At 35.3% G+C, this 15345-nt stretch carries 15 protein-coding genes and 2 pseudogenes; 11 read left to right on the top strand and 6 right to left on the bottom strand.

The features are described from left to right. Window positions 1-147: 147 nt before the first annotated feature. Both ACFX4X_RS17295 and ACFX4X_RS17290 read right to left on the bottom strand, forming a co-directional pair. Window positions 148-702, bottom strand: coding sequence for a sugar O-acetyltransferase (locus ACFX4X_RS17295; protein WP_377384995.1), 555 nt, complete (start codon window positions 700-702; stop codon window positions 148-150). A gap of 264 nt (window positions 703-966) precedes the next feature. Continuing rightward, window positions 967-1284 carry a winged helix-turn-helix transcriptional regulator gene (locus ACFX4X_RS17290; RefSeq protein WP_377384993.1) on the bottom strand — a complete coding sequence of 106 codons (318 nt, stop codon included), beginning with the start codon at window positions 1282-1284 and terminating at the stop codon, window positions 967-969. Window positions 1285-1407: 123 nt separating this feature from the next. Here ACFX4X_RS17290 and ACFX4X_RS17285 point away from each other — a divergent pair, with 123 nt between their 5' ends. From ACFX4X_RS17285 to ahpF, 6 genes are all read left to right on the top strand, one after another. Further along, window positions 1408-1953, top strand: a complete 546-nt coding sequence (locus ACFX4X_RS17285; protein WP_377384991.1) for an NAD(P)H-dependent oxidoreductase — start codon at window positions 1408-1410, stop codon at window positions 1951-1953. Window positions 1954-2042: 89 nt separating this feature from the next. Continuing rightward, on the top strand, window positions 2043-3557 hold the full coding sequence (locus ACFX4X_RS17280) for an aminotransferase class I/II-fold pyridoxal phosphate-dependent enzyme (RefSeq protein WP_377384989.1): 1515 nt from the start codon (window positions 2043-2045) through the stop codon (window positions 3555-3557). Window positions 3558-3591: 34 nt separating this feature from the next. Next, window positions 3592-4362 carry a HalD/BesD family halogenase gene (locus ACFX4X_RS17275; protein WP_377384987.1) on the top strand — a complete coding sequence of 257 codons (771 nt, stop codon included), beginning with the start codon at window positions 3592-3594 and terminating at the stop codon, window positions 4360-4362. 208 nt (window positions 4363-4570) lie between these two features. Next, window positions 4571-6064 (top strand): amino acid permease, encoded by a 1494-nt coding sequence (locus ACFX4X_RS17270; protein ID WP_081109050.1) that lies wholly within the window; start codon window positions 4571-4573, stop codon window positions 6062-6064. 206 nt (window positions 6065-6270) lie between these two features. Continuing rightward, window positions 6271-6834 carry an alkyl hydroperoxide reductase subunit C gene (gene ahpC / locus ACFX4X_RS17265; protein ID WP_377384985.1) on the top strand — a complete coding sequence of 188 codons (564 nt, stop codon included), beginning with the start codon at window positions 6271-6273 and terminating at the stop codon, window positions 6832-6834. A 28-nt stretch (window positions 6835-6862) separates the two neighbouring features. Next, window positions 6863-8392 (top strand): alkyl hydroperoxide reductase subunit F, encoded by a 1530-nt coding sequence (gene ahpF, locus ACFX4X_RS17260; RefSeq protein ID WP_377384983.1) that lies wholly within the window; start codon window positions 6863-6865, stop codon window positions 8390-8392. Window positions 8393-8732: 340 nt separating this feature from the next. On the opposite strand, the gene ACFX4X_RS25550 is transcribed toward ahpF, so the two are convergent. Further along, on the bottom strand, window positions 8733-8978 hold the full coding sequence (locus tag ACFX4X_RS25550) for a helix-turn-helix domain-containing protein (RefSeq protein WP_483878236.1): 246 nt from the start codon (window positions 8976-8978) through the stop codon (window positions 8733-8735). 365 nt (window positions 8979-9343) lie between these two features. Continuing rightward, window positions 9344-9520 (bottom strand): hypothetical protein, encoded by a 177-nt coding sequence (locus ACFX4X_RS17250; protein ID WP_377384981.1) that lies wholly within the window; start codon window positions 9518-9520, stop codon window positions 9344-9346. A 321-nt stretch (window positions 9521-9841) separates the two neighbouring features. Between ACFX4X_RS17250 and ACFX4X_RS17245 the strand changes: the two genes are divergently transcribed. From ACFX4X_RS17245 to ACFX4X_RS17235, 3 genes and pseudogenes are all read left to right on the top strand, one after another. Beyond that, window positions 9842-10657: a lipid II flippase Amj family protein gene (locus ACFX4X_RS17245; protein WP_377384979.1), complete on the top strand. Its 816-nt coding sequence runs from the start codon at window positions 9842-9844 to the stop codon at window positions 10655-10657. A gap of 503 nt (window positions 10658-11160) precedes the next feature. After that, a complete protein-coding gene (locus ACFX4X_RS17240; protein ID WP_377384999.1) occupies window positions 11161-11301 on the top strand; it encodes a hypothetical protein in 141 nt (46 codons plus the stop codon). 179 nt (window positions 11302-11480) lie between these two features. Next, a pseudogene (locus ACFX4X_RS17235) lies at window positions 11481-11571 on the top strand (recombinase family protein); the annotation flags it as partial. 73 nt (window positions 11572-11644) lie between these two features. Here ACFX4X_RS17235 and ACFX4X_RS17230 read toward each other — a convergent pair. Next, complete coding sequence (locus ACFX4X_RS17230; protein ID WP_377384977.1) at window positions 11645-12286, bottom strand: GTP pyrophosphokinase; 642 nt, start codon at window positions 12284-12286, stop codon at window positions 11645-11647. A 482-nt stretch (window positions 12287-12768) separates the two neighbouring features. On the opposite strand from ACFX4X_RS17230, the gene ACFX4X_RS17225 reads away from it, so the two are divergent. Then, window positions 12769-12918, top strand: a complete 150-nt coding sequence (locus ACFX4X_RS17225) for a hypothetical protein (protein ID WP_167555960.1) — start codon at window positions 12769-12771, stop codon at window positions 12916-12918. A 300-nt stretch (window positions 12919-13218) separates the two neighbouring features. On the opposite strand, the gene ACFX4X_RS17220 is transcribed toward ACFX4X_RS17225, so the two are convergent. After that, entirely contained in the window at window positions 13219-14451 is a 1233-nt protein-coding gene (locus tag ACFX4X_RS17220) for a glycerophosphodiester phosphodiesterase family protein (protein ID WP_377384975.1), read from the bottom strand. Between the two features lie 649 nt (window positions 14452-15100). On the opposite strand from ACFX4X_RS17220, the pseudogene ACFX4X_RS17215 reads away from it, so the two are divergent. Further along, window positions 15101-15220 (top strand): annotated as a pseudogene (locus ACFX4X_RS17215) (VOC family protein); the annotation flags it as partial. Between the last annotated feature and the right edge of the window lie 125 nt (window positions 15221-15345).

Genomic DNA, 15345 nt, shown 5'->3' with positions numbered 1-15345 from the left:
CCCCGGTACAATACCGGGACCATTTATTAGCTGCTTAGGCACTTTTTTATACTGTCCGTAAAATGGGGCACAGTTCAGATATAGAGGATTCTTTTTTGCAGGTCTAATATATTAAAGGTATATTCATTCTATGGCTATACAAAAAAATTATTCTATAATTTTAATTACTCTACAAGGATTGCCCACCGCAATAACATTAGCTGGAATATCTTTTGTCACAACACTCCCTGAACCAATAATACTATTTTCACCAATAGAAACCCCCATATTGATAACTGTATTTCCTCCAACCCAAACGTTGTTAGCAATATTTACAGGTGCAGCTATCTCGTAACCTTCTTTTCTAGCTTGTGGATCAGTTGCATGATTTACAGCGTAAATTTGAACTCTCGGTCCAAGCCAAACATTGTTTCCAATCGCTATTTTACCACAATCTAAAATAATACAATCGAAGTTTGCAAAAAAGTTGTCTCCAACCTCAATATTATAACCAAACTCACAACGAAAATTAGGCTCAATAACCGTATTTAACCCTCGTTTTCCTAACAATTCATCTAATACGACATTGCGCTTATTCCGATCAGCATCTGTAGTTAAATTATATAGCCGTGTCAGCCTTTTAGCATGCTCTCTTGACCTCACTAATTCATCATCGAAACCACAATAAGTTTTTCCTAATTGCATTTTTTCTTTTACATTCACAAACAAACACCCCTTCAAATTAGAATAAGTTTGTATTAATTTTTAGCCTAGCAATCCTTAATTTCTTTTATTCTCAAGAAATACATTTAAGTGCTGAAAAAGCTACATTAGAAAATATATGATATTTTTACTATTAATGTCAACTATGTATTTTAAAAGCCTTTTAATTTTTATAATCTAGTTAGGGTTATTAACTATCTTAATTATGTGATGAACTTTTATTGATAATTCAAAGGGACTTTCAATATAAATCTCCCTACTTATTTAGCTTCTTTTAATATGATTTTGGCCCCATTCACACATACAATCTAGTACATTATTCAATGATTTCCCATAGTCACTTAATGAATATTCCACCTTTGGGGGAATTTGATTATAAACAGTGCGATTAATAATTCCATCAGCCTCCAATTCCCTTAATTGTTGTGTTAGCATTTTTTGCGTAATATCAGGCATTGCACGTTTAAGTTCACTGGTTCTTTTCTTTCCATTCATTAAAATACATAGTAAGACTACCTTCCATTTCCCACCTACTATTTCAAGAGTTGCTTCAATGGGGAAATTATACTTTTTCATAAACATCCTCCTTATAGGTACTTAAAAGTGCCTAAAACACTTTAAAGTACCTACTTTTATTTTAATTTTATATCATACATACTAACACATGTGGAAAAAAATTGATTTTTAGGAAAAGGGAGTTTTTTTATGAAGAACCTGGTAATTGTTGCGCACCCAAATATCGAAGAATCACGTATCAACAAACGTTGGATAGAAGAACTAAAAAAGTACCCTGAAAATTTCACAATACATGAACTGTATAAACAATATCCTGATTGGGATTTTGACATTGAACACGAACAAAAGTTGTTAGTAAATCATGACCGTTATATTTTCCAATTTCCCTTCTATTGGTATAGTTCACCACCATTATTAAAAAAATGGTTTGATGATGTTTTAACATATGGATTTGCCTACGGATCAAAGGGAGATAAACTTCATGGAAAAGAATTTAGTTTAGCCATCTCTGCAGGTGTATTAGAACATGAATATCAAGCTGGTGAGGCTAATGAGTATACAATGAGTGAGTTAACAAAACCTTTTCAAGCATCCTGTCTTTATACTGGTATGAAATTCTTACCTACATTTGCTCTATATGGTGCCGAGCATAATGTAACAGATGAGGAAATAGAAGAAAGCGCAAAAAAATATGTAAAACACCACATAAAAAGATTAGAAGAATTGTCAAAATAACTAATTTTCCATCTATACATATGGAATCTGTTAACTAACGGTTTAATTAACTTTTGAAACATACCATAATGATTTGGCGAGGTGAGAATTTGCAAATTTCACAACAAGCTTTACTACCAAATACGAGTAAACAATATGACACTCCATTAATTACAGGGGTGAGAAACTATATAGATGGTAATTATCTACAGATGCATACCCCTGGTCATATAAAAGGAAAAGGCCTGGATGATGAATTTAAAACATTTTTAGGACAAAACACATTAGATTTCGATTTAGTAGGAATCCCCCCTCTAGATTATTTGCGTCACCCAACTGGTATTATTCATGAAGCACAGAAGTTGGCTGCAGAAGCTTTTGGAGCAGATTATACTCTTTTCAGTGTTCAAGGTACTAGTAGTGCTAATGTGGTCATGATTATGAGTATTTGTAATCCTGGGGATAAAATTATTGTACCTAGAAATGTTCATGCATCTATTGTCAGTGGACTCATCCTATCTGGAGCAATACCCATTTTTATCTCTCCTGAAATTGATTCTATATATGGAATTTGTCATGGAATTAGTCTAGAAAACATTAAAAAAACTTTGGAAGAGCATCCAGATACTAAAGGAGTTTGTATAATCAATCCAACTTATTATGGGGTTGTAACAGATTTGCAAGCAATCATAAAATATGTACATTCAAAAGGAATTCCTGTAATTGTAGATGAAGCTCAAGGATCACATGTACATTTTCATAAAGAATTACCTATATCGGCTATGGAAGCTGGAGCAGATATAGCTTCTTCAAGTATGCATAAAATGGGCGGTTCTTTTACTCAAACCAGTATTATTAATGTTCGTGAGGGATTAATAAATTTAGATAGAGTAAAAGAGAACTTTTCTTTAATTACCACTACAAGTGCATCTTATATATTGATGGCTTCCATAGACGCTGCTCGTAAACAACTAGCAATAAATGGCGAACAACTATTAGATCGTGCCATAACACTTTCTCGTACTGCAAGAAATGCTATCAATCAAATATACGGCTTATCTTGCTTAAAACCAGAAGATTTAAGTGGAACAAGCTCAAGTTTTGCTTTAGATGAAACCAAACTGTGCATAAATGTTACTAAATGGGGCGTAACAGGAAGAGAAGTTGAAAATTTTCTGAGAAACGACTATAGAATTGAAGTTGAGCTTTCAGATGTAAATAATATACTTTTTATTATTACAATTGGTCATGATGAATTTGATATTGAACAATTGATACAAGCATTAAGTTCATTAGCCAGTCGATTTAAGGACGGATCGATACTAGTTGATCTTGAACGAATTGCAAAGAGCAAAGGTGCTATAAGAGCATTGACACTACCTATATTAGCCATGACTCCTAGGGAAGCATACTTTTCAAAAGTCAAATATGTAGACTTAAATGAAACCATTGGGAGAGTAGCTGCTGAGTCAGTACTTGTCACACCACCAGGTATACCTGTTCTTTTACCAGGAGAAGTTATTACTAAAGATATTACAGATTACTTAAATTACTGCATTGACTTAGGACTTTCTGTACAAAGTAGCAATGGTTTACATGCTATTAAAGTAATTGATGATAAATAAACTATATTTTTTCGAAAAATAGGAGAGATTTATTATGACATTTCAAAAACAATTTGACACAATTGTAGAAAATCACATCAACTCACTTACAAAAGATTACTTATTAGTACTTCAAGAGAAGTTTAAAAATGAAGGATTAGCAATGATGAATGATATGTTGCCTCAACCTTTAATTGCAGCTATGTCTGCTGAAGCAAAATATCTTCTTTCAGAAAATGCAAAACGTCGTGATATTACTATTAAAGCCACAGGTAATACGCCTCGTAACTTCAATGTAGTAAATCAGGATAGTATTGCTGAAAATGGTAAATTGATCCCATCGTTCTTTAAATCTGAAGTGATTTTAAATTTCTTAACATTTTTGAACAACAATGAACCGGTTCACCGTATCCCATATAAGCCAGAAGAATTTATCATTAATAATCAGCAAAAAACAGGTGATACACACGGATGGCATTGGGATGATTATACATTCGCTTTAATTTGGGTTATTGAAGCTCCTAATGAAGGTGAAGGTGCTTTAGTTGAGTATGTACCTGACACTGTTTGGGATAAAGAAAACCCAGAATCTGGACTGAAGGAAGTTTTAGAAAATCGTGAAATTAAAAGTCTCTATGTCCCTCAAGACCACTGTTACTTTATGAAAGCTGGTACTACATTGCATAGGGTTACACCATTAAAGAATGATTCCCGTCGTACGGTTGTAGTTTTCAGTTACGCCTCCCAAGAAGATCTAGCTAAAAATATTTCTCATGAAACTATGGGAGAAATTTATGAAAACAGCAAGGATTTAGTTGGAGTTTAAGTTTTAAATAAGCTGGACATCTTTAGAGCCGGAGAGCAGAATTTTATTCCCTCCGGCCTTCTAGTAGCCTCTGTAAAATTCAGAGTGTTCCAATATATACAGATTTGTTCTGTATTGATTTAGACTGTTTTAATAAATTTTTTAAAGAGATTCATATTATTTTTATCTAATCTCTAAAGGTTTATGTTATCTCTATACGGGGGAAATTATGAGTTCTGAAAGAGCAACTGTAACTTCGAGTGCAGACAATGCAATCCATAAAACCAATGAACATCCCACAAACACATTAAAAAAAACATTAGAAACAAGACATCTTACTATGATTGCTATTGGTGGATCAATCGGAACAGGTTTGTTTATTTCTAGTGGTACGTCTATTCAAATGGCAGGACCCGGTGGAGCCTTAATTTCCTTTACTTTAATTGGAATAATGGTTTATTTACTTATGATGAGCTTGGGTGAGATGGCCACATTCTTACCCGATTCAGGATCATTTAGTACATATGCTTCTAGATTCGTAGATCCAGCTCTTGGATTCGCTCTTGGATGGAATTATTGGTTTACGTGGGCTATTACAATAGCAGTCGAGTTGTCTGCTTCTGCTATTATAATGAAATTTTGGTTCCCATCTGTTCCGGGAATTGTATGGAGTGCTATTTTCTTAACCATAATATTATTACTTAATTACTTTTCTACACAGTCATTTGGAGAAGCTGAGTTCTGGTTCTCGCTAATTAAAGTAATAATAATTATAGTTTTTTTATTAATAGGACTACTTACCATAATTGGAATTATAGGTGGAGAATTTATTGGTTTTAAAAATTTCACCATAGATGAAGCTCCCTTTCCATCTAATGGTTTTAGTATCCTATCGGTTTTTATGATTGCAGGATTTTCTTTTCAAGGAACAGAGTTAATTGGAGTTGCAGCTGGAGAGAGTAAGGATCCTAAAAAAAATATACCTAAAGCCATCAAGCAAGTCTTTTGGAGAATTTTACTTTTCTATATTTGTTCTATTTTTGTAATTGGGTTGCTCATTCCATATACACACCCTTATTTAATGAATGTCAATATTGAAAATGTCTCAATGAGTCCTTTTACAATAGTCTTTGAGAAATCTGGTCTTGTATTTGCTGCGTCAGTAATGAATGCTGTGATATTAACATCTATTCTATCAGCTGCCAATTCTGGGATGTATGCATCTACTCGAATGTTATGGTCTTTAGCTAAAGAGGGAAAAGCTCCAAAATCACTCATGAAATTAAATAAAAATGGTGTACCAATCAATGCTTTACTTGTTACCTCCTTAGTAGGTATGCTTGCTTTTCTTTCTTCCTTTTTTGGTGAAGGAAAAGTATTTATGTGGTTATTAAACTCTTCTGGTCTTTCCGGCTTTCTAGCCTGGATAGGTATTGCATTAAGTCATTATCGATTTCGCAAAGCTTATATAGTACAAGGAGGACATATTAGTAATCTCCCTTATAAAGCTAAGTGGTTTCCCTTCGCTCCTATTGTTTCAATTATATTATGCATAATTATTATAGTGGGGCAAGAATATGAGAGCATTATGAAAATGGAGATTTCATGGGCTGACTTATTCACGACATATATTAGTGTCATTTTATTTGTATGTATTTGGTTTGGTTATAAAATAAAATATAAAACTAAAATTGTCGATCTTAAGAAATGTGATTTCTCTTAAAAGTGTTTAAGAGAGCTTATGGCTATAATAAACTGCAAAGATTTTAGTCTTCTTTTGATAAAGTTGTGTATTTACCTATATGAAACAAAACTATTATATAAAAATTAATATCTAACTATAAATATTGTAGTTAATTAAGAATTTACTATATGTACTAAGTAAGCCATTAATAATTCGAAAAATTCAAACTTAGGAGGAATTTAATTATGTTACTAATTGGAACAGAAGTAAAACCGTTCAATGCAACAGCTTACCATAATGGTGATTTTATCGAGGTTACAGAAGAAAACCTAAAAGGTAAGTGGAGTGTCGTTTGCTTTTATCCAGCAGACTTCACATTCGTATGCCCAACTGAGCTTGAAGATTTACAAAATCAATACGCAACTCTAAAAGATTTAGGAGTTGAAGTATATTCTGTTTCAACAGATACTCATTTTACACATAAAGCATGGCATGATAGCTCAGAAACTATCGGTAAAATTGAATACATTATGATCGGTGATCCTACACGTACAATCTCTAGTAACTTCAACGTGTTAATTGAATCAGAAGGTCTTGCTGCTCGTGGTACATTTATTATCGATCCAGACGGTGTTATCCAATCTGTTGAAATTAATGCAGACGATATCGGTCGCGATGCAAGCATCCTTGTTAACAAAATTAAGGCATCACAATATGTTCGCAACAACCCAGGCGAGGTTTGCCCAGCTAAATGGCAAGAAGGTGCTGCAACACTTAAGCCAAGCCTTGACCTTGTAGGTAAAATCTAAGAAGTAAAATTTAAGGAGTAAAATGAAAATGGTACTAGATGCAGATATCAAAGCACAATTAGCCCAATATCTTCAACTGATTGAAGGCGATATACTACTTAAAGTTAGTGCAGGATCTGATGACACATCTAAAGAAATGCTAGGTCTAGTAGATGAATTAGCAACTATGTCATCAAAAATCAAAGTAGAAAAAACAGAATTAGAAAGAACTCCAAGCTTTAGTGTAAATCGTGTCGGTGAAGATACTGGAGTAACATTTGCCGGTATCCCCCTAGGACACGAATTTAATTCACTAGTATTAGCTTTACTACAAGTTAGTGGCAGAGCTCCAAAAGTTGAGGAAAAAGTAATTGATCAAATTAAAAGCATTCAAGGTGAATATCGCTTTGAATCTTATATCAGCCTAAGCTGTCATAACTGTCCAGATGTTGTGCAAGCACTGAATTTAATGAGCGTTCTTAACCTTGATATTACACATACGATGATTGATGGCGCTTCATTCAAAGAAGAAGTAGAAAACAAAGGCATCATGGCAGTACCAACTGTTTACTTAAATGGTGAATCATTCGGAAGTGGTCGTATTACACTTGAAGAAATCCTTGCGAAACTGGGTAGCAGTCCAGATGCATCAGAATTCATGGATAAAGATCCATACGATGTTCTTGTTGTTGGTGGCGGTCCAGCTGGTGCAAGTGCGGCAATTTACGCAGCACGTAAGGGTATTCGCACAGGTATTGTTGCTGAGCGCTTTGGTGGCCAAGTAATGGATACAATGGGTATCGAGAACTTTATCAGTGTAAAACACACTGAAGGTCCTAAGCTTGTAGCAAGCCTTGAAGAACACGCAAAAGATTACGACATCGACGTAATGAACTTACAACGTGCGAAGCGTTTAGAAAAGAAAGACTTAATCGAAGTAGAGCTTGAAAACGGTGCGGTTCTAAAGAGTAAGAGTGTAATCGTTGCAACAGGTGCTCGTTGGCGTAATGTTGGTGTACCAGGTGAAGCTAAATTCAAAAATAAAGGTGTAGCATACTGCCCACACTGTGATGGTCCTTTATTCGAAGGAAAAGACGTAGCAGTTATCGGCGGTGGTAACTCTGGTATTGAAGCAGCAATTGACTTAGCAGGTATCGTAAAACACGTAACTGTTCTTGAGTTCATGCCAGAACTAAAAGCTGATGATGTATTACAAAAACGTCTTTACAGTTTACCTAACGTAACTGTATTAAGGAACGTTCAAACAAAAGAAATTACTGGAACTGACCAAGTAGAAGGTATTTCTTACATCGATCGTGAAACTGGAGAAGTTCATCACATCGAATTACAAGGTGTATTCGTTCAAATCGGTCTTGTACCAAATACAGATTGGCTAGGCGACACCGTTGAACGCACTCCATTTGGTGAGATCGTTACAGATAAGCACGGTTCTACAAACGTACCTGGCGTATTTGCTGCAGGCGACTGTACAAATAACCCATACAAACAAATCATTATTTCAATGGGATCAGGAGCAAACGCATCTCTTGGCGCATTTGATTACCTAATCCGAAATTAATAAACTGAAATGATAAATTGTTTTACCCTGCTAACTTCTTCGTTAATTCGCAGTATAAACAATTCAATATCTTTCAATTTCCAAAAGTCGCTATACTATCGGCAGGTAGTATAGCGACTTTCTTCTCTTCGGGGTAGCGTCAGGTTATAAATAAAAGCTAATCGCAAACCTAACTGAAAGTGAAAACATACCCTTTACCATATAAAAACACTACTTTTTTAAGCAATGTGATGCTGAGAAACGCTCTACAGCGAAATTAAATTCATTTTGGCTTACAATTACCTATTTGATTTAAAATACATAAGATCTCTTGCCTAGTATAAAAGTATTTCTGGTCCCATTAAAAATAGCCCTTAGTTTGTGATTTGTTTTTGTTATCTATAAATCTATATAAGAATGTTCGAGCAACATCAGTTTTATCGCATATCTCTTTTACCGTCAATTTCTTTTGTTGGTATAAGTCATAAGCATATTCAAGTTTTGCCTGATCTGTTTTTGGACGTCCACCAAGCTTTCCTCTGGTTCTGGCTGCTTTTAATCCTGCCTGTGTTCTTTCCGATATGATATCTCTTTCAAGTTCTGCCATACTAGCCATCTTTTAAAAGATGAAACGGCCCATGGCTGTTGAAGTATCTATATTATCTTGGATGGATATAAAGTCTACTCCTAATTTTTCAAATTCCGTGAAAAATAATTTGTATAAACTGCCATATCATCACCTATTCACTTGGGGTACCAAAGGGAATCCTATATAAATTAAATGTAAATATAAAAACACTGGACTGTTGAGCTCAGCAGCATCAAAAACAGCTTTTGAATTTTCTGGATGCTATTCAATACTGTACGTCCAGGGATTCGGATTTACCTGAGCGACTATATCCCCGGTTGTTGGATACAACAAATAATTAAACTAATAAGCCAGTAGAAGCACTCCTTTCGATTCTCACTATTTTAAATAATTTTATAATATTCCATGAGGATACCACCTATAAACATCATAAAGAAAACAATTGAAGTGATTATACAAAGTTTTTTAATTTTCTTTGTATTAACAACCAGAAAACCTGCCATAAACACTAGAGCCATAATGGCACTTACTGCTGTTAATACATAAACTAATTTTTCCAAGAGACACATCCTAATTTTTTTATACTCCCTTCCTTATTTTTCATTATTTGCTGACAGTATATACGCTAGAGATGTGAATTTTATTGTAGCTTAGAAACATTAACTAACCATCCATTTAGGATGGTTTGTCTCTATTCATTTGAATGCAACTCGGTTAGTGCAAAAGGAAAAACCGAAATCTCACTTATGTAAAAATAGGCTTTACTCTATTGAGATTGTGAAGGTTTCTACTTAAACTATCGGGGTAGGATAGTTCCATAACACAAATTGGAAATATATGTGGTAATATGGGGAGAAATATATTAAAGTAGGTAATTTATTTTGGAACTCTTTACAGAAAAATTAATTCTTATATCTCTATTTATATTTATTATCCATTCTATCGAAACACTTGCATATGCAGTCAGATTATCTGGTGCAAGAGTAAGATTGTTAGCTTCAGCTCTATCCTTATTTAATTTGATGGTTATGATTTCTCGATTAGCGAATATGATGCAGCAACCATTTACAGGGAGCCTGGTTGATAATGCTCCAAAAGTAAATACACTAGCGTTTGTTGAAAACCAATATAGAGTCATTATTGGTTCATCAACATTAGGAACAATTATAGGTATTCTTTTACTTCCTACTTTTATTGCAATCTTTTCAAGGGCTATTGTTTCTTTAGCTGAAGAAAGAGGTTCTATTCCATCTTTGATAAAAAAGGGGTTAACTTTCGAATACATTAAGCGTGGGATAAAACACATTCATTTACCAAGGTTTTCATACTTAAAGGATATCAGATTGGGGGATATTCCCATAAGATTGTTCTTAATTAATATGGTAATAACTGCAATCTATACGATTGGAGTGTTATCAGCGTTATATGCTGCTTTAATAGCTCCAGAAAGAGCAACAACAGCTATTATGGCATCGGGTCTTATAAATGGAATAGCTACAATTTTACTTATAATTTTTATTGACCCTAAAATATCTATTCTTGCGGATGACGTAATAAATCAAAAGGGAAGTTACCTTAATCTCAAGAGTGTATCTCTTATGATGGTTACTTCTCGTTTATTAGGAACGATACTAGCTCAAGCATTATTTATTCCAGGGGCAGATTATATTGCGTGGTTTACTAAATTTATTGTCTAATAATTAACTGATTTTTTTAATGAACTCCCATGAAAATTAAAAAAGCTCAGAATCCAGAAAAAACTACAACAAAATAGACCCAGTAAAAACGCTTTCTAAAAAAAGGCTGAGCCTTATGAGTGATCTGATTGAGTTTGGTAAATCGTTAAACAAAAACCTCCAATTATAGCAAATTAAGTAGAGGCTAGCGCGACGACCAAAAAAGGATTAATCTCCCATGAGTGCTACCCATAAAAGGCGCGACAGTCGGTGGTACACCGTGGTTGTCGGAGTCAGACTAACGGATGGGCTCAAAGGCACCATAGTTCAACGACCTTCTTCGCCAGCCATTAAAACATTATCGACATAGAGACCAATTTTCATTCTCTGTGGTGAAGCGCTGATTTTTGCCGCTTCATGGATGGGAACGGGTGCGTTAGCTGAAGATCAGAGCTGTCTTTAAGGCGGTTTTTTCTTTATGCAACTATCGGGGCAGCATTCCTGTTAGAAGGATGTTCGGGGTCTTGAAAGAAAAAGAGCCCTCTTGTATGATGCATGAGTGTCAACGACCATTGACAAAAATTAATAAAGTAACTGAAAATACACTCGTTGTTGGTATGGATATTGCCAAGCGTGTTCATTACGCTTGTTTTGTTGATGGATGAGGGCGCGTGATAGAAAAAGCCTTCGCAGTACATCAAACGGTGAAAAAATAGAGCCCGATGGTCATGGTGGATTGGCAAACAAAAGCAAGTATTAAGTACACTTTTCCGAACGGGACATTTTTTTATAAAATCACCTACCTTTAACGTCCGTTAAAGTATGGATACAAGTGGGGAAATAATATCAATTGTTAAAACGAATGATCCGGAAAGGGGATGTTCTTTACATTCATTCACTGGATCGTTTTGCGGAACAAGGATGAAACCCTTAGATTCTAAGACTAAGTGTTTTTATTTGTCAGATTGACTTAAGGTTGTAAATGAGAAAGGTGTCACGATTGTTTGCTTAATTGGCTAGTAATTTTGTTCTTAGTTTTGACATTTCTTTATCCATTAAAGAAGAAGCTTTGGCAAGCTCAATTAGCTGCTTTTGAGCATCCTCAGGTATAGTCTCGCCTTGATATTTATAGTTTAGTTTATGCTCGGTGGATGCCCAAAAATCCATAGCGGAAGTACGAATTTGTATTTCTACAGGAACCCATATTATTTCGTTGGATAGGATGACTTGGGTTTCTACAATCAGGTGCAAACTTTTATATCCGCTCATTTTCGGGTCCCGAATATAATCCTTTACGCGTATCATTCGAATGTCTTCACGTTGCTCGATATGCTCCTTCAACAAATATACGTCATCAATAAAACTTGTGACAATTCTAACACCCAAAATATCTCTTATTTCATTCCTCACCGCTTCTTGTGTTAAAGGAATTTCTTTTCTTTGTATTTTCTCCACCAAAGAGCTTAATTTTTTCATGCGTGCTTTCATATGTTCAATAGGAGAATAGCCATGTTGTGTTTTCCACTCTAAGTCAATAACCTTGAAATCACTTTCTAATTCATGTAATGCCATTTGGTAAGGTAAAAAGAAACCCCTCCAATTGTCTAATACTTTTTGGATAACCTCGATTTTCTTCTTTTCTTTCAGCATGTCCACAGCCCTCCTGTTATTACTCTGTTATCATAACCAAGATACCATAAAAAAGACAAACAAAAAAATACGAAAATTAATCAAAAGTCAACTTCAGGAATGGATCGACTGCCTTCCCATCTATATCAAGGCTTATTGTGCCCATGAAACATACTAACTCCACTTTTTAGAATCGGAAGAGGTTAAAAAAACCATTAAAGATGATGAATATAAAATCATTGTCTATAGTAAAGATAAGCAGCAAATAAATTAAACATTTCTTAACTCCATACTAATGTAAACTAGCAAGCTTATTTATAAAAAAAAGCTATCCTATTACGTTAGCTTAGGATCGGAGCTATCTTTAAGGCAGCTTTTTCTTTATGCAAACGATGGGGGCAGAATAGTTCAAGTACCATCGTTTATTCGAACTGTGCAACATAATCATTACTTTGGAATATTTTTTGATTTACTACGAATCCTAATTTTAGGAGGCGGAAAAAATGAAAAAACAAGAAAAATCAAAAAATCTTGGCCAAAAAGCCGATTCAATGAATGCCTTGGATCAAGGGTTAAACTTGTTTCCACAAATAGTTAATAACGCTACTGGTATTGACAAGGGGAACGACGGTAAAATAAATAAAAATGATTAAACTGAACGCCTTTTTTGGGGCGTTTTTCTATCTTTTCTAATGATCTTCTCCATCCTATACTCCCTCCTTCACTTGTCAACTCAACAATAAGTCTTATAGAACTATCAGGAGCGTTAGTTGATTAAGGAACACAAAAATGACTAATCCAATTAAATAGTAGAAGGGCATGTTTTGATCAATCCTTTTTCAAAACATGCCCTTCTATTAAAGCTACACCTAACTCCAAAAACCGAACGAATTTTGCCTTCTAGTATTTAAAAATTATCAAAAAGCTTAGACTTAATGGTGTTACAGGCTACATTAATCCTGCAAATCAAACTGAATATAATCAAGGTTGTAGGAACCTGGCCTTGTGACCTTTACTGTAAATACGTGAGTACCTTTTTTTAGGTAGCGGTTCTCCAAATTCTGAAGTTTGAATGCACGTTTGTGAGTTGTATTTTTCAGCTCGATCTCCCCGCTTGTTTCGCCAGCCCAATCCAAGTTGATGGTGCCAGCCGGGGTAGATGCTGCAGAAACTCTGCCGGAGATTTTATATGTTCCTGACTTCTTAATATTCACTTTGTATTTCGCCCACTCACCATCCATGTTATGGCTTACTGCAATAGCTCCATCGATTTCGCAAACATCAATTGAATCTTGATCGGCTGTATTACAGCGGTTGGCGTCCTGATCAAAATATCCGGTACCTTGTCCACCGCCAAGAGGGTCCTCAGCTTGAACCCGAACTGTACGGTTTCCGGTATCGTACTTCCAGTGTCGCATGTTGCCTCCATTACGCCAGTAATCAATAGCTTCAATATTGTCAGTCTGCATCATATTAACTCCAAGCTTTGTTACTGCCTTCCATCCAAGATTTACATCTCTTAGTGAAGCCTCATCCGTGTATTTTGCAGCAAGGCCATACCACATTACATTCACTAAGACCCTGCTATTTTTCTTGATTTGTTTCACCTTCTCTGGCTGGATCTGCGGATCTGCAAGATCATCAAAGACAATTTCATAACCGACCGGCTGACGGCCCGGGAACGTTCCTACAGTGTTGGCGCTGTCATCAAGGATAATGTGCATATATAGGATTTCTGGATCTTTTGCCATGAATTCGGCTGCTTCTTCAACATTTGGGCTGCCTTTAAACAGACCGTGATCTACTGTGTCGGTTTTAACGAGAACCTCGTACATTTTATCCCGGATCTCCCAGCCCTTATCCAGGTTTACGATTGCACGGTCCTTTACTGCAAGCATGACCTCTTTAAGCGTTGGAATTTTGTGCTTGGTGAGCGCTGCCGTCTTACCTCCGAGACCTTCCTTAAGGCGAAGATTCTTAATTTGAGCCAGTGTGAGGTCAGAAACCTTTCCCTTGCCATTGGTAGTACGATCAACGGTCGTATCGTGCATTAATACAGGTACACCATCAGCCGTTAGCTGGACATCTATTTCTACAATTTCGGCGCCATCTTCAATCGCCTCATTGATTGCTGCAAGCGAGTTCTCGGGATATTCACGCCATTGGCCCCGGTGAGCCAGGATCATGAGTGGTGCATCTTCACTATGGTCGAGCAATTCTGCGTGAATCTGTTCAAAGGACTTGCCTTCTTGGACAGCAATCGGACTAGAAGCGGTTGCTCCTGCTTGCTGTACCGGTACTAAGACAGACGCTAGTAACCCTAATAAAAATAATTTTTTTAGCTTCATTATTGTTAAAACTCCTTTCAATTTTTAATCAATTAAAGGTTGTTTTAATATTTTTACCCCGCCCCCCCCCCGACATAGTTATTGGATGCATCCACTTTTACAGTTTCATTATACTTTCACTATGTAATTAAATATTATAATTAGACAATTTTTTACAAATATTCACATAGGTTTTACAAAGTTGCCATTTGCTATCCTTGTTGGTTTAGTCAAAGGATTTAGGAAAACCGAGAGATGGTGCAAAAACTATAAAATTTCTAGTGAGCGATGAAACAGATTGAATTACATGTCAGATTATTCATTTTAGAAGGTGGATTTACTAGAACCTTTTTGTTGTATTAAATTCCAAGGATTACACTTAAAACTAACAGGTTATGATCGGGGCTGTCTTTAAGGCAGATTTTTCTTTATTCCTAATAGAGTTTCAAAGGACAGAGATATATAAGTGGAGAATATTTTATTTATCAAATAAATGGAGGCTAATTTGATGAATGAAAAATTATTAAGGGGACGTATTACTTATATACCAGTTACTGATGTAGAACTTACTTCGGAATGGTATGTAAGTAAATTGGGTGCGGAGTTAAGCTATAGAGATGAAGACAAACCCAATTCTTAAGGTACAATAGGTATCAATGAAGATATTCCTCAAAATATATGGAAGAATACAATATTAAAAAATTACAAGTACAATTAACAAGTAAGACATAATCAAATTGTTATTAATGAGGA

It is taken from the genome of Peribacillus sp. YIM B13481 (assembly GCF_042787985.1).
GTDB classification, from domain to species: Bacteria; Bacillota; Bacilli; order Bacillales; family DSM-1321; genus Peribacillus; species Peribacillus simplex_A.
This window is presented reverse-complemented; position numbering and strand designations above follow the sequence as displayed.